The 20237-nt window shown below is 30.9% G+C and carries 18 protein-coding genes; 8 read left to right on the forward strand and 10 right to left on the reverse strand.

The genetic code is table 11. The features are described from left to right. Window positions 1-134 precede the first annotated feature (134 nt). Window positions 135-1775 (reverse strand): Zn-dependent hydrolase, encoded by a 1641-nt coding sequence (locus Q0997_RS12555; RefSeq protein WP_299889382.1) that lies wholly within the window; start codon window positions 1773-1775, stop codon window positions 135-137. Between the two features lie 187 nt (window positions 1776-1962). Between Q0997_RS12555 and Q0997_RS12560 the strand changes: the two genes are divergently transcribed. After that, window positions 1963-2250: a hypothetical protein gene (locus Q0997_RS12560; RefSeq protein WP_299889384.1), complete on the forward strand. Its 288-nt coding sequence runs from the start codon at window positions 1963-1965 to the stop codon at window positions 2248-2250. A gap of 83 nt (window positions 2251-2333) precedes the next feature. On the opposite strand, the gene Q0997_RS12565 is transcribed toward Q0997_RS12560, so the two are convergent. From Q0997_RS12565 to yiaA, 4 genes are all read right to left on the reverse strand, one after another. Beyond that, entirely contained in the window at window positions 2334-2900 is a 567-nt protein-coding gene (locus tag Q0997_RS12565; protein ID WP_299889386.1) for a GDYXXLXY domain-containing protein, read from the reverse strand. A gap of 2 nt (window positions 2901-2902) precedes the next feature. Further along, window positions 2903-4192 (reverse strand): DUF2157 domain-containing protein, encoded by a 1290-nt coding sequence (locus tag Q0997_RS12570; protein WP_299889388.1) that lies wholly within the window; start codon window positions 4190-4192, stop codon window positions 2903-2905. A 22-nt stretch (window positions 4193-4214) separates the two neighbouring features. Continuing rightward, a complete protein-coding gene (locus Q0997_RS12575; RefSeq protein WP_299889390.1) occupies window positions 4215-4511 on the reverse strand; it encodes a hypothetical protein in 297 nt (98 codons plus the stop codon). 88 nt (window positions 4512-4599) lie between these two features. Continuing rightward, window positions 4600-5082, reverse strand: a complete 483-nt coding sequence (gene yiaA / locus Q0997_RS12580; protein WP_299889392.1) for an inner membrane protein YiaA — start codon at window positions 5080-5082, stop codon at window positions 4600-4602. A 150-nt stretch (window positions 5083-5232) separates the two neighbouring features. Here yiaA and Q0997_RS12585 point away from each other — a divergent pair, with 150 nt between their 5' ends. The 3 genes from Q0997_RS12585 (at window position 5233) to Q0997_RS12595 (ending at window position 7811) form a co-directional block, all read left to right on the forward strand. Then, window positions 5233-6744, forward strand: coding sequence for a hypothetical protein (locus Q0997_RS12585; RefSeq protein ID WP_299889395.1), 1512 nt, complete (start codon window positions 5233-5235; stop codon window positions 6742-6744). Window positions 6745-6822: 78 nt separating this feature from the next. Then, a complete protein-coding gene (locus Q0997_RS12590) occupies window positions 6823-7302 on the forward strand; it encodes a hypothetical protein (protein ID WP_299889397.1) in 480 nt (159 codons plus the stop codon). A 140-nt stretch (window positions 7303-7442) separates the two neighbouring features. Beyond that, the gene (locus tag Q0997_RS12595; RefSeq protein ID WP_299889399.1) at window positions 7443-7811 is read left to right on the forward strand and encodes a hypothetical protein; all 369 of its coding nucleotides are present in this window, start codon (window positions 7443-7445) and stop codon (window positions 7809-7811) included. A 72-nt stretch (window positions 7812-7883) separates the two neighbouring features. Here Q0997_RS12595 and hemL read toward each other — a convergent pair whose 3' ends face one another. The 3 genes from hemL to Q0997_RS12610 are packed head-to-tail and all read right to left on the reverse strand — an operon-like array spanning window position 7884 to window position 10891. Beyond that, window positions 7884-9173, reverse strand: a complete 1290-nt coding sequence (hemL, locus tag Q0997_RS12600; protein ID WP_299889400.1) for a glutamate-1-semialdehyde 2,1-aminomutase — start codon at window positions 9171-9173, stop codon at window positions 7884-7886. A gap of 7 nt (window positions 9174-9180) precedes the next feature. Beyond that, the gene (locus Q0997_RS12605) at window positions 9181-9993 is read right to left on the reverse strand and encodes a glucosaminidase domain-containing protein (protein WP_299889402.1); all 813 of its coding nucleotides are present in this window, start codon (window positions 9991-9993) and stop codon (window positions 9181-9183) included. Between the two features lie 7 nt (window positions 9994-10000). Beyond that, window positions 10001-10891 (reverse strand): 1-aminocyclopropane-1-carboxylate deaminase/D-cysteine desulfhydrase, encoded by an 891-nt coding sequence (locus tag Q0997_RS12610; RefSeq protein ID WP_299889582.1) that lies wholly within the window; start codon window positions 10889-10891, stop codon window positions 10001-10003. Window positions 10892-11203: 312 nt separating this feature from the next. Here Q0997_RS12610 and Q0997_RS12615 point away from each other — a divergent pair, with 312 nt between their 5' ends. Beyond that, complete coding sequence (locus Q0997_RS12615) at window positions 11204-15754, forward strand: GEVED domain-containing protein (protein ID WP_299889404.1); 4551 nt, start codon at window positions 11204-11206, stop codon at window positions 15752-15754. Between the two features lie 98 nt (window positions 15755-15852). Here the strand turns inward: Q0997_RS12615 and Q0997_RS12620 are convergent, their stop codons facing one another. Next, complete coding sequence (locus Q0997_RS12620; RefSeq protein ID WP_299889406.1) at window positions 15853-16182, reverse strand: hypothetical protein; 330 nt, start codon at window positions 16180-16182, stop codon at window positions 15853-15855. Between the two features lie 49 nt (window positions 16183-16231). Here Q0997_RS12620 and Q0997_RS12625 point away from each other — a divergent pair, with 49 nt between their 5' ends. From Q0997_RS12625 to Q0997_RS12635, 3 genes are all read left to right on the forward strand, one after another. After that, window positions 16232-16384 (forward strand): DUF5522 domain-containing protein, encoded by a 153-nt coding sequence (locus tag Q0997_RS12625; protein WP_299889408.1) that lies wholly within the window; start codon window positions 16232-16234, stop codon window positions 16382-16384. A gap of 127 nt (window positions 16385-16511) precedes the next feature. Beyond that, window positions 16512-18497 (forward strand): urocanate hydratase, encoded by a 1986-nt coding sequence (locus Q0997_RS12630; protein ID WP_299889410.1) that lies wholly within the window; start codon window positions 16512-16514, stop codon window positions 18495-18497. Window positions 18498-18515: 18 nt separating this feature from the next. After that, the gene (locus tag Q0997_RS12635; RefSeq protein WP_299889412.1) at window positions 18516-19061 is read left to right on the forward strand and encodes a DUF4136 domain-containing protein; all 546 of its coding nucleotides are present in this window, start codon (window positions 18516-18518) and stop codon (window positions 19059-19061) included. Between the two features lie 59 nt (window positions 19062-19120). Here the strand turns inward: Q0997_RS12635 and Q0997_RS12640 are convergent, their stop codons facing one another. After that, window positions 19121-20224, reverse strand: coding sequence for a bestrophin family protein (locus tag Q0997_RS12640; protein WP_299889414.1), 1104 nt, complete (start codon window positions 20222-20224; stop codon window positions 19121-19123). Window positions 20225-20237 lie beyond the last annotated feature (13 nt).

Here is a 20237-nt window from a genome sequence, read left to right on the forward strand (position 1 = left end):
GTTCGTTTAACTCTTTTGTTCTCTTTACTTTTCATTAATAAGTCGATTTTTTGTCAACTTATTTCAGGACGGGACAACCGAATAAAAAAAGGCTTCAGAAGTATCTGAAGCCTTTTTTTATTTATGATTTTATTTTACAAACCTAATACTGAAGTACCTTGTTCGAAGACAACATCTACAGGAATACTAGCAGCACTTAATCTATCTAGGTCTTTCTGAAGTTCTTCTTCTATACCACCGTAGTTGGCAACAAATTTACCAACACCATCGTAGTTTCCTTCACCTTGATATTCTAAAATAACTTGTGATAACATTTCCATAGCTAATTCCATTTTAGAGAAATTTACTTTATAAGTTCCATTTGCATTTCTAGTAAAAGCTCCCATTTGATTAAAGAAATTAAAGCGTATCATATTTGCTTTTCCATGCGCACTAGAAGCTCCAAAACGTACCGATCTAAATATTCCTGCCATAAACGTGACCATGTTATCTTTTAAATCGTTAGTTAACTCTCCTTTTTTGTGTAATTGCTGTACCATGTATAATCCTAAAACATCTGCCTTTCCTTCTTCTAAAGCACTTGCATATTCTTTTAACGATGTTCTTACTGTACCTTTACCGTTAATAGTATTTTTAACTCCTAAACCATGAGCCACTTCATGAAACATAGTATTCTCAAAAAAGGCATCGAAAGTAATATGTTTACGCTGGCTTTCTTCTATTAATACTCCAGAAATAGGGACTAATATCTTATCAAATTTTGCTTGCATAGCATTTTTAAGTTGTAATCGCCTAGTTCCTTTTTTTAATTGTACCTCTTCATCATTTGGTAAATTAATAGCTATTGTTTTACTTCCAGAATTACAATCACCAGCATAAAATACCACATCGTATGCATTTAAATCACTATCTGTCCCCGGTTTTTCTTGTTTGTATTTATCACCAACCGGTAATCCTTTTTGTAATTCTGGCAAAAAGCTACTAAATTTTTCTAATCGCTTGCTCCATCCTTGGTCTTTTATCAATACATAACCTTCATGTGCTGCTTTATTACCAAACAATTGATCTTCGTAGGTTTCTATTGGGCCAATTACAACATCTAATGTGTTTGTTTTCATATCCATCCAAGCAAGATCACTTTTTTGATACTCATCATTTAATAAAGCTGCCGCTCTTAATTCTAAATATTTTTTTAACCCTTTATCTTCCGCTAATTTAGATGCTTCTAATAATAAAGCAGATACTTCTTTTACTTCGGTTTCAAATTGTTTGTGATATGGCACTGTAAATAATTTACCATCGTCATCACGTCTTACAAAATTATAAAGGCTTGCTTTATTAGTTATCTCTGCTTTTTCAAACTCTTCTTTAGTCATATCCGCAGGATAATAATTTGCGCCTTTTGGCTTCTCTCCTACACCATCAATAAATGGCTTGTTGTTAGCCAATCTATCCCAAGGCCCATAATTTATCTTTGCATATTGCTTAGTATCAAGATCTGTAATTTTACTTAACAAAGCTTCACGATCTCCATAGGCTTCATACCAAAACAAATCATTCATTTTATTAGCAGCCTTAATTAAAATAGGCAGCATTTGCTTTTCCTTTTCTGTTAAAACACTTAAATCGCTTGTTAGTTTGACACTAACATATTTATCTAAATTGGTTTGCATTTCTGTTTTTGGAGTTTCTGTTTTAATGGTTTCTACTGGCTTTACATCTTCTTTACAAGATAATAGGCAAGCAAACACTAAAAAGTATATCGCTTTTTTCATTAGTATTATAGAATTTAATATTGGTTTTGGTAAAGTTAGTTAATTTTGGATACTCTGCGTTAAACACATATACAGCAGATAAACCATCACGTAGTTACACCTATTTTCCAGTAACAGTATTACCACGCTTAATCAAACAAATCTATAAGTATACTTTTACAGTTCTATTAATCTTAAAATATTTATTATGAAGTACACATTTAACATGGAAAACACACTAGACGAAGAAGTTACTGTAGGATGGTTTGATTGGAACGACGGTAAAGAAAGCCCAATATATGCTAAGAAATATAAAATATCAGCAAAAGGCCATCAACAAATTGATGCTTACGAAAATGTTGTTATACAAATTAGCGTTTTTGATGCAAAAAACAATCCTTTACTTAACGGTAGATGGAGAAATTTTTATGCTACTAAAAGAAACATGAAAATTGTTCAAAATAATGGTGCTACGTCAATTGTATACACCAATTAAAATTAAGCACTTGAAATGAAGTGTTTATAAAAAAGAAGATTGAAAATATTATCAATCTTCTTTTTTTATGTTTAATATATTAACTACTCCTCAATATAATCTGCAATAGACATATCATTTATTAAAACATCTTTTAAAACTGCTTCTCCATCTTTTATATAAACCAAACCATAGGTATTATTTGGTAAGGAATCTCGTTGTGCTATTCTAAACGCATCTTCAGCTGGTTTTGCTTTCGTTTCTTCCATATAAAAACGATTAAAAGGTAAATTAAAATTTAGCTTTTTAGAATTTCTATTATACCAACTCGTTTCAGCTAAAACATAATCATTATCTATTGCTAAAGGCGTTTTACTAACTTCTACTAATTCAGCAAAACCTAAACTATCTTTTTTTAAATACACATAAACCTCTTCCTTTCGTTCCCAAAGTGTATCTTTTGTGTTTGCAGTATTTATATCGTATCTCAAAGTGATGTATTTCCCTCTATAAGGATCACTTGGGTCTATTGGTCTTGTTTTAAACTTATAGACTTCTCCTTCATTTAGAACTTTTTCTTGACCAAGAATCATTTGTATTGGCACAAATAATTGTGCTATAGCTACTAGTATAAATAGCATAAATGCGTATTGTAATTTCTTTTTTTTCATAGCTATTTTTTTAATGTTTTTTGGGCTTTAGATTTTTGCTTCTTTAGCATAACATAATTTGTTGCAAAAAAACCAACACCTACAACTACAAATAGTAAACCTCTAATAACAAAACTCATATTGGTATCAAAAAATCTACTAAATATTAAAGCTGTAATAATTACTAGTCCATAATTTAAAATTCCAAAATGCATTTTATCTACACCTATTTTAATTGCATTTATTCCTAGAATTAATAACAATACATTTGTAACTATTGTTGGTGTAATATCATTTGTTAAACCAACAAAAAACAAGAGAGTCATGATTATAAATATAAAATGAAATAGATTTAATTTATTGACTCGTTTTTTTAGGAATAAGTAGGTTAAAACAAATGCAGTTGTAATAAATAATACAGCTACTAATGTAGTTTCTGTAGTTGCAAATGAAGATATTCTTAATACGTCTTTCCAAATCCATCGAAAACTAGCTATCAATAATAAAATAACTGTTCCTAAAGAGCCTAATACTAAATAGCCGTTTTGTCTTAATTTTAAATTATCGAATCGAGGGCCTTTTCCTAAGTTATAAAACAAGCCAAACAAAATAATATAGGATAAGAAAATTAACTCATCGAACTTTGTTATAAATGCACCTAAAACAATAATAAAACTTAAAGGCAATAACCAATTAATAACAGAGGTTATATTTGCTTTAGACCTATTTTGTATTAATTTAATGTAATAAGGTATTATTAATATAATTAACACTAAATACATCCAAGGTGTTTTGCTACCAAAAGCATAACCATATTCGCAAGCATAAATAGTAGTGAATATTATATGTAATAGCACTAACGCATGAGATTTTAAAAGATATATTAGAGGAGAACACAATATAATCCATGTTAACATATAGCTATTAAAATTTCCAGGAATATTGTATATCTGACTTACAATTGCCATAGATGCACCAACAGCAAAAAACAAAAATGTTCCTGAAGCTTCTTTCCATGTTGCACTTTTCTTTTTTAATAGAGAGAAACCAACTAATACTTGCCCAATTACTAATGGAGCAAAGGCAAAAATTGTTTTTATTACTTTCGAGAAGTTATCCCAATTGTGAGCTAATATTAAAATTATACCCAATCCAACTAAAACAGAGCCTAAAACACCAAAAACAGTAAATAATCTATTAGGGTTTTCGTTGCTTTTAGATTGATAATAACGTTCTATTTTTAAAGCAACATCTTGAGATATCACTCCGTTTTCAACCAATTCTGGTAATTCTTTTGTGAGTTTTGAGTTCATATAACTTAGATATTTAAATTGGTTAAGAAGTAATAAACATAGTCACAGAAAAACTTATTCCTATAATAAGCAATGCGATAGCAGCATATACATATTTTTTTTCTCTGAATCTATTATTATAAATACCTCTTGCTGCAAAAAATAATAAAAGAGGTTGGCCTAATATACAAGGTATTGTTAACATTTCTTGTAACACACCAATTAATACAAAACTGAAATGAAAAATAGTATTATTTAAATATAATAAGACTAAAAACAAAGCAGTAAATATGCTTAAAGTTAAAATTATTTTTTCTGATGATATGGTTCTTAAATTCATATTAGTCATTTAAAATTATTTTAAAATGGCGCAAAATAATTACGCCATTTTATGGTTAACCCTGTTAACCTTTCATCAAAACAAACCTTTAAAGGTTTTCTGTTTTGTTGTTATCAATAAATGTAATATCCCTAGTATTCTTTTGTACTGCAATAGCAGCAAATAAGCTTAATGTAAAAGACATACCGTAAAAGCCTTTTTCGCTTAATTCAAGATCTGCATTCCATAAACCTATAACAAGTAAAACTATTGCGGCAATACTCGTAAACCAGCTTATACCATAGTACATTTCGGTTACTTGAATATTCTCCATTTTATCTCTTACTGCTTTTTGAACAGAGATAACGGAGAATAACCCAAACAATAAAATGGTAAAATAATATCCTTTTTCGTTTAACGCCATTGTAGCATTCCATAATCCAATACAATAAGCGGTCATTCCAATTAATAAAGCGGTCCAAGATGCACCAACAAAGGCTGCTGTGGGTTTTTGATCAAAAACGTTTTCTAGTTTTTTACTTTTTTTTGTTTTCTCGGCTTCTTTTAAAGAAACAGTTGTTTGATAATCCATATTTTTTGTTTTAATGATTACAATGCAAAAATGTAATATGATACTGTATTCAGAAAAACAATATTTAATAAAAACTGACGATATTTTATATTTTAATAACACAAATAATACTATATTTAAAGTATTAGTAATAAAAATACTGACGACTAAATGAACAATTTAAAAGAAATCGTTTCTACATTTAATACAGATGAACAACAACAATTCATTAATTATCTTGAAAAAAAGAACAAAAGAAACGACACCAAAAACATTGCTCTTTTTAAATTACTAACCAGAGATGAATTAGATATAAAGGAAATTCAACAAAAATTATATAAGTCAACTCAAAGAGATGCTTACCATGCTTTAAGAAAACGCTTATACCAATCTTTAATAGACTTTATAGCAAACACAAATTTAGAAGAAGAAAACTCTATAGATATGCAGATTATTAAATACATTCTAGCATCAAGAACCTTCTTAGCTCATAAACAATATAAAGTAGCCTATAAAATTTTAGACAAAGCAGAAGCTATAGCTAGCGAACATTTCATGTTCGCAATTTTAAATGAAATCTACCATACAAAAATTCAATACGCTTACACAAACCAAGCTATCTCTATAGATCAATTAATTAAAAAGTATAAAATCAATCAAAAAAATTATCTCTTAGAAGACCAACTTAATATTGTATATGCAAAAATTAGACAAACCATTAAAAACGAGACATTCACAAGTGATGGTTTAGATTTTGAACAATTTTTAAAAAACACATTTAAAACATATAACGTTAGTATTAACGATTCTATGTCATTTAAATCTCTGTATCAACTTATTACAATTGTAAGTCTTTCTGCTTTTATAACTAGTAACTACTTAAAAATAGAGCCTTTTTTAATTAATACTTATCAAAAACTACAAGCTCGAAAAGATAAAAACAAACAATTATACTACCACATTCAAGTATTATACTTAGTAGCAAACACATTTTTTAGGAATAAAAAATTTAAAAAATCCATACAGCATTTAGAGTTAATGCACATACATATGCTAGAAAAGAACAAAAAGTACTATTCTACATTCAAATTAAAATACAACTTATTATTAGCTTTAAATTACAACTATTCTAATCAGCAAGAAAAAGCAATTTCCTTGTTAGAAACACTTCTATTAAAAAAACATAAAGACATAGAATCTTTACTAGACATTCATTTAAGTTTAGTCATGTATTATATTCAATCTAAAGACTACAAAAAGGCACACAATCTTTTCAAGTCATTTTACCACACTGACCGTTATTACGAAACTAAATCAAGTAAAGAATGGGTTATTAAAAAAAACTTAATCGAAATTATTCTGCACATTGAACTGCAAAATATAAACTTAGTAGAGTCTCGCTTATTAAGTTTTAAAAGAAACCATTTTAATTATTTAAAAAGCATAAAACAAGAACGTGTTATTACGTATTTACAATTAATAGAATCATACTATAAAACCCCAGAGATTATAAATACTATGGCTTTTTATAATAAAGTAGAAAATTCATTTACCTGGATAGAAGCTAAACAAGAAGATATATTTGTAATGAGTTATTTTGCTTGGCTAAAAAGTAAAATGGAAAACAAACCACTATACGCAACTACTCTTGAATTAATTGCTAAAGCTCAAACTGTTAATTAGAAGTTAAAAACAAAAGACATTTAAACCTTTTATATTTTCTCGTGTCATAAAAGTGTTCAATAATTAAAAAAACATACAATGAGAAATTTATTATTTATAGCTGTAGCTCTTATAACATTCCAAGTTACTGCTCAAAAAAAAGAAAAGCGAGCTGAATTAAAAAAAGAAAAGCTAGAAAAGATAACTAGTATTAGCGCAAAAGAAAGAGCTCAACTTGAAACAAAAAAAATGACATTGCATTTAGATTTAACCGATGCTCAACAGCAAAAAGTTAATGCAATCAACTTAAAAAATGCTGAAATGCGTTTAGCAAAAGCAAAAGAACGATTAAAGAATATTGATAAGACAGAAAAACCTTCTCAAGAAGAACGCTTAAAGTTAATGAATGAAAGATTAGATGCACAAATTGCAACAAAAAGAGAAATGAAAGCCATTTTGAATGCAGAACAGATGGAAAAATGGGAAAAATTACAACGAAAAAGAGGTATGCATAAAAAACGCGGAAAAAAGAAACGTAAAAAAACTATGCGAAAAGAAAAAAACATTGAGAAAAATTAAGAAGTAAAATATAACGTATTTTTTTTGGATTGGTAGTTAGTAGTTTAAAAGTGTAGGTTATCTAATCTACACTTTTTTATTTGCTATTTTTATGTAAATAGCTTTACTTTGAGAGAATTAACATTATAACAACATAAACTATGAAAAAAGTATTTACACTTTGTTTATTCGCTTTTGCTTTACTTATAGGAACGCAAACAGCTTTTGCTCAAGACAAAGTTAGCATTAACGAAATAGCGGCTAATAAAACAAAAGAATTACGCTCACAGCTAAAATTTGAAGACAGTGCTTTAGATGACGTCTATAATGCTTTTAGAGATCATGAATTAAAAACGTTATCTATAAAAGAAAATTTAAAACCTGGAACTAGAGCATATAAAGACGCTATTGATTTAACAGATTTAAAGCTACAAAAATCTATTAAAGGCGCTATGAGTCCTGAGCTTTTTGCTAGATATTTAATTCTTACTAATCAAGAAGAGATAATAGAACTTAAAACAAAACAATAGTAATTATATCACTATTCTAAATCATAAAAAAAGCGGCTTACTAATAAGCCGTTTTTTTTATACATTCATTTATTAATTATGTTTAGCAAAAAAGGTATCACATGCCGTAATAGTTTTATCTAAATCTGCATAACTTAATGCATCGGTAATAAACCACGTTTCAAAAGCACTAGGAGCAATATAAACACCTTCTTTTAGCATACCATGGAAGAACTGTTTAAAAACTTCATTATTTGCTTCAGCAGCCGTCTCAAAATCTACAACTTCTGTTTTACTAAAATGCACAGAAATCATTGAGCCCACCCTATTTATTGTATGTGAGATATTATATTTAGATAATACTTGCTCAATACCCTTATGCAGATATTCAGTTTTTTTAGCTAAACGATTATAAATATCCGCATCATTATTTAAAGCTTTTAACATAGCTAATCCAGCAGCCATTGCTAACGGATTCCCGCTTAATGTTCCTGCTTGGTATACTGGACCTAATGGCGCTAAATAATTCATAATCTCATTTCTAGCAGCAAATGCTCCAACTGGCAATCCTCCACCTATAACTTTTCCAAAACAAACAATATCTGCTTTTACATTATATAATTCTTGTACACCACCTTTAGCCAACCTAAAACCAGTCATAACCTCATCAAAAATTAATAAAATGTTATTTGCGTCACATAATTTTCTTAGCCCCTGCAAAAAATTATCTTTTGGAGGTATGCATCCCATATTCCCTGCTACAGGTTCAACAATAATACATGCAATCTCATTTTTATTAGCAGCAATTAGTTCTTCAACATTTTCTAGGTCATTATACCTAGCAAGTAATGTATCTTTTGCAGTTCCAGCTGTAACACCAGGACTATTAGGAGTACCAAATGTTACTGCTCCACTTCCTGCTTGGATTAAAAAAGAATCACTATGCCCATGATAACAACCAGCAAACTTTATAATTTTATCTTTTTTAGTAAAACCCCTTGCTAATCTTACTGCGCTCATACAAGCTTCTGTTCCAGAATTTACAAAACGAATTTTATCTATATTTGGAACCATTGAGACTGCTAGTTCTGCTATTTGAGTTTCAATTTCTGTTGGCATTCCAAAAGAGGTACCTTTTTTAGCCTTATCAATAACTGCTTTTACAACAGGTTCATAAGCATGACCTAATATCATTGGCCCCCAAGAATTAATATAATCTATTAATTGGTTTCCATCTTCGTCATACAAATAAGCTCCTTTAGCTTCTTTTACAAAAATTGGAGTCCCTCCAACAGCTTTAAAAGCTCTAACCGGTGAATTTACACCACCAGGAATTACTGTTTCTGCTTGCGCGAACAAAGCACTACTACGTTTATATATCATTAATTAATTAATCTTTTGGTAAGGGTTTTATGTATAATATTTGGCCTATATATAACGAATTACTTTCTAAGCCATTTAGTTCTTTTAAAGTTTGAACGGACACATCATACTTTCTTGACAATGAATACAAAGTATCACCAGCAACTACAGTGTGCTTATCGTTCACTCCAGTATCAACACCCAAAACTTCATTATCAAAACGATATAATTGATAACGCTCTATTAAACTAATCAATTTTTGTGGGTATTTCCTATCTGTAGCATAGCCCGCTTTTTTTAATCCTTTTGCCCAACCTTTATAATCCCCTTTAGACAGATTAAATAAAGCTGAATAACGTTTTCTTTCTTTTAAAAATAATGAATGATCTCTAAAAGAGTATTTTGAATTTTTATACTTGCGAAAACACTCTTGACTAGCATCATCATCATGGTAAATCTTACCTCCGGTCCATCCACTATGACATTTAATTCCAAAATGATTATTAGCTTCAGATGCTAATCGCCCTCTTCCTGAAGCAGATTCTAAAATACCTTGCGCTAAAGTAATACTTGCCGGCACACCATAACTAGCCATCTCATCCTTAGCAATATCACTATAAATTGCAATATACTCGTCTGTAGGACTAGCATAAACTTCTGGAGTGTCTTTTATAGTTACTTCTACTTTAGGCGCCTCTTTTTTTGTTTCAACAGGTTTAGATTTTGATGGCTTAGAAACTCTTACCGTTTTATCTTTCGTTTTTTTTGTCACTACTTTTTTAGAAGAACCGCAACTAAATAAAAGTGTCACTATGCAAAATATTGTAAAAATATGTTTCATTAATTATTTATTGTATTAATGGTAATTGCCTTTTTTTTAATAAAGTATTCATTCCCTGAATACCTTGAATACCTCCAGTATGAATTGCTAAAATTTTTGATCCCTTAGGAAAAAATCCTTTTTTAATGAGATCAAAGATACCAAACATCATCTTCCCTGTATATACTGGATCTAGCTGAATATTATTTTGTTTTTTAAACTGATTAATAAACGTTATTAATTCACTATTTATTTTTGCATAACCACCAAAATGGTAATCAGTTATTAATTCCCAATTATTCTTAATTGCAAATTTACTAATATCTTGTTTTAAAAAGTCTCCTTTTAAAGCCGAAAATCCTAAAACTTGTTGACTAGGTTTTGAACAATTTATTAACCCGGCTAATGTTCCTCCTGTTCCAACAGGTGCGCATACATAATTAAAATCACTATCCCCTTCTGTTAAAATTTCTTCACAACCTTTTATTGCTAATGCATTTGTACCTCCTTCTGGGATGAGGTAAAAATCACCAAACTCATTTTTTAGTGTTTCAATAAAATAAGAATCACCCTTCTTTTTAAAATCTGTTCTTGAAATAAATTTAAAAGTCATACCACATTGCTTAGCATAACTCAAAGTAGAATTTCCTTCAATTTTATCTTTCAACTCTTCTCCTCTAATAATACCTATCGTTTTAAAACCAAAAGCTTTTCCTACTGATGCAGTAGCCGCTATATGATTAGAAAATGCTCCTCCAAATGTGAGCAGCACATTTTTTTCTTCATTTTTTGCAGCAATTAAATTGTATTTAAGTTTTCTATATTTATTACCTGAGATAATCGAATGAATCTCATCTTCCCTTTTAATCTCTAACTCTATCAAATAAGAATTACCAACAACAATAACTTGTTGATTAATAACTGACTGCTGTAAAACGAAAGGTTTCAAGTTAAAAAATGTTTTATTTACGAAAGAAAAAAACTACAAGTGTTAAAAAATAATGTATTTCATCTAAAAAATATACCTTTCACGTGTATTTATTGGTTATTTTTCTAATTTTACATTAAAAAATTATAATAGCCTCAAATCTATTAATATTTATTTTGACTATTAAAACCTACAATTTAAGCTAAAGTAATATTCAAAAAGACATTACTCATTACCTCTATCTAAATAGGCTTTTTTAGACATACTAATATGTATCCCTTATAAACGTTAAACTACATAGCTATGGTTAAAAAATTACGCTTTAAACTAAACCCATCTAAAAAGTTCTCTTTAAAAGCTTTTATCTTTTATTCTATAATATCACTCTTCACATTATTTGTAACAAGTAGTAATGCTCAGAACAAAGTTAACAATTTAAAAAGAGGAGTAGACATTTCCATTCAAAATAATAAAATTCAAAAAATTGAATCCAATCATAAAACAAATAACAAATCTGTTAAAACAGTAAAATCAACTAATGTATTAACACCTTTAAGGAGTACAAATAATAAAAGTACAAAATCTTTTAAAACCGCTAATAAACATAATACTAATAGCTCTTCTTCTAGCGTATCAAACAATAATGCCAAAAGCTCAGCTATGACATATTGTATACCTGTTTCGGATGGCCATCCCCAATTTTACATAGATGATTTCAGTACTACAGGAGGCTCAACAAACATTACTAATAATGGTTCAGGTCTTTCTACTGCAGGCTATGGTGATTTTACTAGCTTAGCTGTAACTCAAATCCCAGGTGGTACAGTTAATTTTAGTGGAACATTTAATGGAGCTGGAGTTTTTAATGATTTTGGAGTTAATATCTGGGTAGATTGGAATAATGATTTAGATTTCTCAGATTTGGGAGAACAAGTATATGGATCTGGTAGTTATGTAACAAATATTAATGACAGTTTTGTTATTCCTGGAACAACTCCAACTGGTAGTTATAGAATGCGCATTTTAATAGATAACTATGATACAAATCCAGACTCTTGCTTCTTTAATATTGGTGATCGTGGTGAAGCTGAAGATTATACATTAATTGTTGGATCACCTCCAGTTTGTGCAACTCCAATAGCACAACCAACAGCTTTAACTTTTGATACTATCACAAGTAGTACAATTGCTGGTACTTTTACAGCCGCAAGTCCAACACCAGACAATTATTTAATTGTTATAAATACAACAGGTATAACTCCAGTTCCAGTGAATGCCACAAACTACAATATAGGCGATACTATTGGAGCAGGCAATACAGTTATAGATAATGATAATAATTTAGTTTTTTCTACTTCTGGTCTTAGCATAACAACAACTTATCATTTTTTCATCTTTTCATATAACAATATAGCCTGTACTGGAGGACCTGTATACAATGGGGCAACTCCATTAACCAGCAGTGCAACAACCTCTAACATTGGAACTTATTGCGAGCCTGAATCTACAAATAATGAGGCTAGTCTTTATATAGATGATGTAGAATTTATAGGAACATTAAATGATGTTTCTAACTTAAATAACGGCTACTCATCTGTTGCTACAATTGGATATCAGGACTTCTCAGGTCTAACAAACAGTATACAAGCTCAAGGACAAGGTATTAATGTCTTTTTAGAATCGCAATCATATAGAGGTCATATCAAAGCATGGGTAGATTGGGATTTAGATGGTCTTTTTGAAGAAACCGCATCAGAATTAGTATATGATACTGGTTTTATAGCAACTTCAAGTACTACTTTTGGTTTTATTATACCAGAAAATCAAGCCGTTGGAGAATATAGAATACGTATAAAAATATACAATAGCTTTAATAATTTTGGTACTGAATCTTACGGTTATGATTTTGATTCATGTGAAGATTTTCAAAACAATGGTTCTTATAGAGAATATGGAGAGACTGAAGACTATACTTTTACAGTAATACAAAGTTGTGATGCCACTATAGACTCTATTACTGAAGGAGCAAATTGTGGAGATGGGACAGTAAACTTATCTGTAACAGGAAGTCCTGGTACAATACAGTACAATTGGTATGCAAGTGATGTCGCAGTTACGCCATTAGCTACAACACTCACCGGGGATTGGATTACGCCAAGTATAACAACAACTACCGCTTATTATGTTACAGCAGACAATGGTTCTTGTGAATCTTTAGTAAGGACAAAAATTATAGCAAATATAAGGCCAACCACCACATTAACATTTACTCCATCTGTACCAGAAGTATGTGGAGAAGGAGATATTATTGAGGTTTCTGCAACTGGAAGCAGTGAAATTGCGCACTTAATTGATGAAGATTTTGAAGGCTCTGGTTTAGGTTCTTTTACAAATAATAACATCCGTAGCTATAGTGCAGCTGAGGATGCTATAACAATGTGGCAACAACGCACAAGTACATTTGTCCCATCTGAACAAGTATGGTTTCCTGCTATTTCTTCTGGTTTTGGAAATAACAAATTTGTTATGGCCACATCAGATGCTGGGACATTTAATATCACAGAAAATGCATTAGAATCAGGAACATTAGACACCTCTGATTTTACAGATTTAACCCTAAGTTTTGATATGTATTTTTCGCGCTATTTATATAATGCTCTTATTCCTGAAAATGTAAATATAGAAGTAACTACAGATGGCGGTTTAAACTGGACTACTATACAAACTTATGATAATGATGTTGGATATGGCACAAATATGGCTAATCTATCCTTTAATTTAGATACTTATGTCAATGAAAATGATTTTAAAGTTAGAATACGTTATTTTGCTGATGTCTGGTGTGATGGTGTAGCTATAGATAATATAGAACTGTATGGCTCAAGACCTATAACATCATCTTTTGCTTGGACTAGCCCTACAACGATTGATGCTTATACTGATGCAGCGGCGACTATACCATACACCCCAGGATCCACTGTAAGTACCGTATTCATAAAACCTACATTAACTCAACTACAACAAGACACCTTTTCTTTTGTAGCTACCGCAACATTAACCAATGGTTGTGATGTTAGCATAGATGTAGACATTACAAATAAGACAAAATATTGGACAGGTGCCACATCCACAGATTGGAATGACTCTTCAAACTGGTTACCAGTTGGAGTTCCAACCGCTCTCAATTGTGTAATTATACCAGATCAAACTATAATATCTGGAACTGGATATGATGCTTACGCTAAAAATATAATTATAAACTCTACTGGTGATTTAGAGTTACAATCTGGCAACAATCTTATTGTTACAGAATGGATTGACGTCAATACAAATGGCAACTTTGATATAAGAAACACTGCAAGCTTGGTTCAAATAGATAATGATGCAAATAGTGGAATAGTAAAAATTGAAAAAGATAGCCAAGCTATGTTTAGATTGGATTATACGTATTGGAGCTCTCCATTAACTACAGCTTCAGGATATCTTTTAGGCGATTTATCACCTAATACTCCTGGAGGTGGAAATTTCTATAGTTGGACACCAACAGTAGCCAATGGGAATGGGAATTGGGCATACGAAAACCCTACATCTTCTGTAATGACTTCAGGTATAGGTTACGCTGTTAGAGCGCCAAGCACTTTTAGTCCAGATCCATCGATAAAGACCATATTTAATGCGGTTTTTGAAGGCACACCAACCAATGGAGATGTAAATATCCCTGTTTCAATTGGGACTGATGCTAATATTGGAGTATTTCTAGGAGATACAGCTGTAGCTGCAGATGATGACCAATGGAATTTAATAGGTAATCCATATCCATCTGCTATCGATATTATAAGTTTCCTTAATGATGCTGGAAATGCAACTTTATTAGATGGTACTGCTTATTTATGGACGCATAATACAGCTCCAAGCACTAGTATTCCAGATCCATTTTATGCAAATTTTGTAGCAAATTACACTTCTAATGATTATGCTTCTGTAAATTCTCTAGGAGCAACAAACACTGCTGCTACTGGTGGTCAAACACCAACACAACACATTGCTTCTGGCCAAGGATTCTTTGTATTAGGTATAGGCAATGGTACTGCTACTTTTGACAATACTATGCGTGTAAAAAACGACAATAACAATTTCTTTAGAACTGCAAACAGTTCAAACCCTAGTAGTTCTAATACAGAATTTGAAAAACACAGGTTTTGGTTAAATTTAAGTAATAACAATGGTGCATTTAGTCAAATACTAGTTGGCTATGCAGAAGGCGCTACATTAGGCTGGGATCGTGGTATAGATGCGCTGTCTTTTGGAGGGAATGATGTTAAGTTTTATTTTGTAACTCCAGACAACAACCTTACAATTCAAGGTAAACCTCTGCCTTTCGAGGTTACAGATATAGTACCATTAGGTTTTAAAGCTGTAAATCAAGGAGAATATAGAATAGGGATTGATCATGTTGATCCATTATTTACTAATCAAGATATCTTTTTAAAAGATAAAGATTTAAATATTGTACATGATATAAAATCTTCACCTTATATTTTTAACACTAACGAAGGTACATTTGACAATAGATTTGAAATTGTATATACAAATAATACATTATCTGTTGATGATTATCTTGCAGATGATAATTCAATAAAAGTAATTTCTAAAGATAAATTAACCGTTATATCAAATTCAAAAACAATACAAAGTATTCAAGTGTTTGATATTTTAGGAAGAAACCTAATAAATTATGATAATATAGAAGCTAACACTATAGAATTAAATGGTGTAGAAAAAGGAAATAGAGGTTTATTACTAAAAATAGTATTTACGGACGACACATTCTTACACAAGAAAGCACTCTATTAATAATTAATCAAAGCTTTACAAAAACAAAACCCATAATAATCATATTATGGGTTTTGTTTTTCTACTACTATCAATTATATAAAATAAATTTCTAACTATTAATTAAACATATAAGAATAAAACCCCCAATACGGTCTTGATTTTATATAATTAAGATTACATTGATTCCTATAGGCTTCACGCTCAAAAGAAATATTTCTATAAGCCATATACCAATTTTTATATATAACTAGTCTAATGAGAAATTCTATACCATAGAACATATAAAATGGAAAAATAAAAAGCTCCAATTGTTGTCTTAAATGAATTTTTTCATGGTTAACTAAAACGACATCTGCTTTTAAAGCTTTATTTCTTAAAAACACAAATGGAAAAATAGTAATTCCTGTGTACCCTTTTGGAACGATATATTTAGATATTAAAATCATAAAATACTACTTTCAAAAATCACTCCAATTTACATTATCTTTGTCATTAATGAAGAAATATATTCCAATAGAAGAAGGAGACTATTATCTTACACCTGAAGGATACAAATGTTTCACCGAGCAATATCATTTAAAAAGAGGGTATTGTTGTGAAAGTGGCTGTAGACATTGCCCTTATGGCTTTAACAAAAAAAAGAAATAAACTTTGGACACTTATTTTAAAACATACAAAGTACTAATCGCGACAACATATCATCGCGCAGACATTCGCTATCCATAGTTAATATTTAGTCCTGAACAACTAAAATATTAATCTTAAAAGCAAAATAATGTCATTTAAAAAACAAATATTAGAGGGTATTCCTTCAAAACTACCTGTTATTAAACCTTACGATACAAGTATTAACCATGCTCCAAAACGCAAGGCTATATTAACAATTACCGAAGAAAAATTAGCACTTAAAAATGCGCTTCGCTACTTCGACAAAAAACACCATAGCACTTTAATAAAAGAGTTTAAAGAAGAATTAGACAACTATGGAAGAATTTACATGTATCGTTTTAGACCAGATTACAGAATGTATGCTAGGCCAATAGATGAATATCCTTCAAAATCTAAACAGGCAGCAGCAATCATGTTAATGATTCAAAACAACCTAGATTATGCAGTAGCTCAACATCCTCATGAATTAATTACTTATGGAGGCAATGGAGCTGTATTTTCAAATTGGGCTCAATATAGATTGACTATGAAATATTTAGCAGAAATGAACGACGAGCAAACACTTGTTATGTATTCTGGTCACCCAATGGGATTATTCCCTTCTCATAAAGAAGCGCCAAGAGTAGTAGTCACAAATGGTATGATGATACCTAATTATTCTAAACCTGATGATTGGGAAAAATTCAATGCATTAGGTGTAACCCAGTATGGGCAAATGACAGCAGGGAGTTATATGTATATTGGACCTCAAGGCATTGTACATGGAACAACTATTACTGTATTAAATGGTTTTAGAAAAATAGGAAAAACACCTAAAGGGCATTTATTTGTAACTTCTGGATTAGGTGGTATGTCTGGAGCGCAACCAAAAGCAGGAAATATTGCAGGTTGCATTACTGTTTGCGCAGAAGTAAATCCAAAAATAACACAAGTCCGTTTAGATCAAGGATGGATAAATGAGAAAATCACAGATTTAAATGCACTAGTTACTAGAGTAAAAAAAGCTCAAGAAAATAAAGAAATAGTTTCTATTGCATATTTAGGAAATATTGTTGATGTATGGGAGAAATTTGATCAAGAAAATATTCATATAGATCTAGGTAGTGATCAAACATCGCTTCATAATCCATGGGCTGGTGGATATTACCCGGCAGATATTTCTTTTGAAGACGCCAATGAAATGATGGCAAATAATCCTGAATTATTTAAAACTAAAGTGCAAGAGACGCTTCGTCGTCATGCCAAGGCTATAAATAAACATACTGCAAAAGGCACTTATTTTTTTGATTATGGAAATGCTTTTCTTTTAGAGGCCTCAAGAGCAGGAGCAGATATTATGGCTAAAAATGGGATAGACTTTAAATACCCAAGCTATGTTCAAGATATTATGGGGCCAATGTGTTTCGATTATGGGTTTGGTCCTTTTAGATGGGTGTGTGCTTCAGGAAAACCTGAAGATTTAGAAAAAACAGATGCTATAGCTTGTCAAGTTTTAGAGGAAATGAAAAAGAATTCTCCTAAAGAAATTCAGCAGCAGATGGCTGATAATATTCAATGGATAAAAGGCGCCCAAGACAATAAATTAGTAGTAGGATCACAGGCTAGAATATTATATGCAGATGCAGAAGGAAGAGCAAAAATAGCTGAAGCTTTTAATCAAGCAATAGCAAAAGGAGACATAGAAACGGTTATATTAGGTCGAGATCATCATGATGTTTCTGGTACAGATTCGCCTTATAGAGAAACAAGTAATATATATGATGGTTCGCGTTTTACAGCCGATATGGCTATTCACAATGTAATTGGTGATAGTTTTCGTGGTGCCACTTGGGTTAGTATTCACAACGGTGGTGGCGTTGGTTGGGGCGAAGTAATAAATGGTGGATTTGGTATGGTTCTTGATGGTAGTAAAGAAGCATCAAAACGCTTAAAATCAATGTTATTCTGGGATGTTAATAACGGTATTTCTAGAAGAAGTTGGGCTCGAAATGAAGGCGCTATTTTCGCTATAAAACGCGCCATGGATATTGAACCAAATTTAAAAGTAACATTGCCAAATACTGTAGATGATGCTTTAATAGACTCGTTATAACTATAAAAAAACATTGCAATGAAAAGACTATTTAAAACATTACCCATTTTACTATTATTTATAATAGCTAGCTCATGTACTTCTGTACGTGTTGCTTCAGACTATGATAGAGACGCTAATTTTGATTCATACAAAACATTTGCTTTTTTTAAAACAGGAATAGATAAAGCTAAGATTAGTGATTTAGACAAACGAAGAATTCTTCGTGCTATAGAAGCTGAAATGCTAGCAAAAGGCTTTACTAAATCTGAAAATCCAGATGTTCTTGTTAGTATATTTACTAAATCTCGAGAACAGGTAAATATTTATAATAATAATGGCTGGAATGGTTTTGGATATGGCTGGGGATGGAGTCCATGGTACTGGGGAAACAGAAGTAACGTAAGCACATCTACCCAAGGCTCTTTATATATAGATTTAATAGATGCTAAAAAGAAAGAGTTAGTATGGCAAGGAAAAGGAGAAGGCTACTTAAGCTCTTCTAGTAATATAGATAAAAAAGAAGCTAGAATTAAAGAGTTTGTTACCGAGATAATGACTAAATATCCTCCAGAACAAAAATAAAATACATCACAAAAAAAGGCGACTTCATTAAGTCGCCTTTTCTTTTATAATAAATACAGCTACATTACTATGTCATTTCTCCAAACATAAGGATCTGGAATATCTGTATCATCAATTAGTTCTCTAATATCTATTTCAATACCTCTACTTAAATCTGTAATTGGCACATCGTTTGGTCCGCCTTCAAAAGGATTCTCTGTATTTTCCCCTATTTTCTCCATTGTATGAAATACCCATGATAGCAAAGCACTAAATGGGATTGAGAACCATACAAAATGTCTTGCAATAAATTCCTGCACACGATGCATTACATCTGTTTGTACTTCATGCAAAGCAAGCTCTTCTAAAACACGGTCTCCAATAACTTCAAATCCTTCCATAACACCGTATGGCAATAATAGAATAAAACTCCAAACAAAAAGATAATTTAATGTAGCATATTGCCTAGGGTAAGGAAAATTCTTAATACGTTCAGATTTTCCTTGTAACCCATAAAACTCTACAAGAACATTCGCCATCTCCATATGTCTAAAATCTTCGATCAGCCCTTGATCCATAAGTTCTTTTAAACGTCTCGACTGAATTCCAAGAATTTGTGATGCTTTATTTCCTTTAGGAAGAATCTCATTATAATCGTCTTTAGATAAATATGGTTCTATTGCCTCTTTAAAAGGTATTGTATCTTCACAAACTAAGTAAAAATTCTCTCTAAATTCTGCATTAGATTTAGCACTTTTATTGTGCATTTCCCATGGTTTATCTACACGCATTTGATAACGTAGCGCTGTTAACCAAGCCACGTGACGATGGACTAATTCTCGTTTTATTAACCTCAAATTTTCATCTGCTACAACTTCTTTAGCATGAGTATTAGTAATAAAATCTTTTACCATAATGGTCCAAGAACGCGATGTGTTTACAATACCTCCCCAAATTTTACGTGCTTCCCATAATCTATCATAAGACGCATTATTCTTAAAACTTACTAAAAAAGCTACAGCAGTACCTAAAACACCCATTGGTAACCATGGAATATGCAACCATTTCCAATGCAAAACATCAAATAAAATTACAGGAATTGTAGCAAGTATAAAAAATAATAGAATATGACGGCGTGTCCATTTTAAAACACCCGAAACTGGAAATATGCGTTTTATATACATTAGTTTAAATTAT

The organism is uncultured Lacinutrix sp., from assembly GCF_947500325.1.
GTDB lineage: Bacteria > Bacteroidota > Bacteroidia > Flavobacteriales > Flavobacteriaceae > Lacinutrix.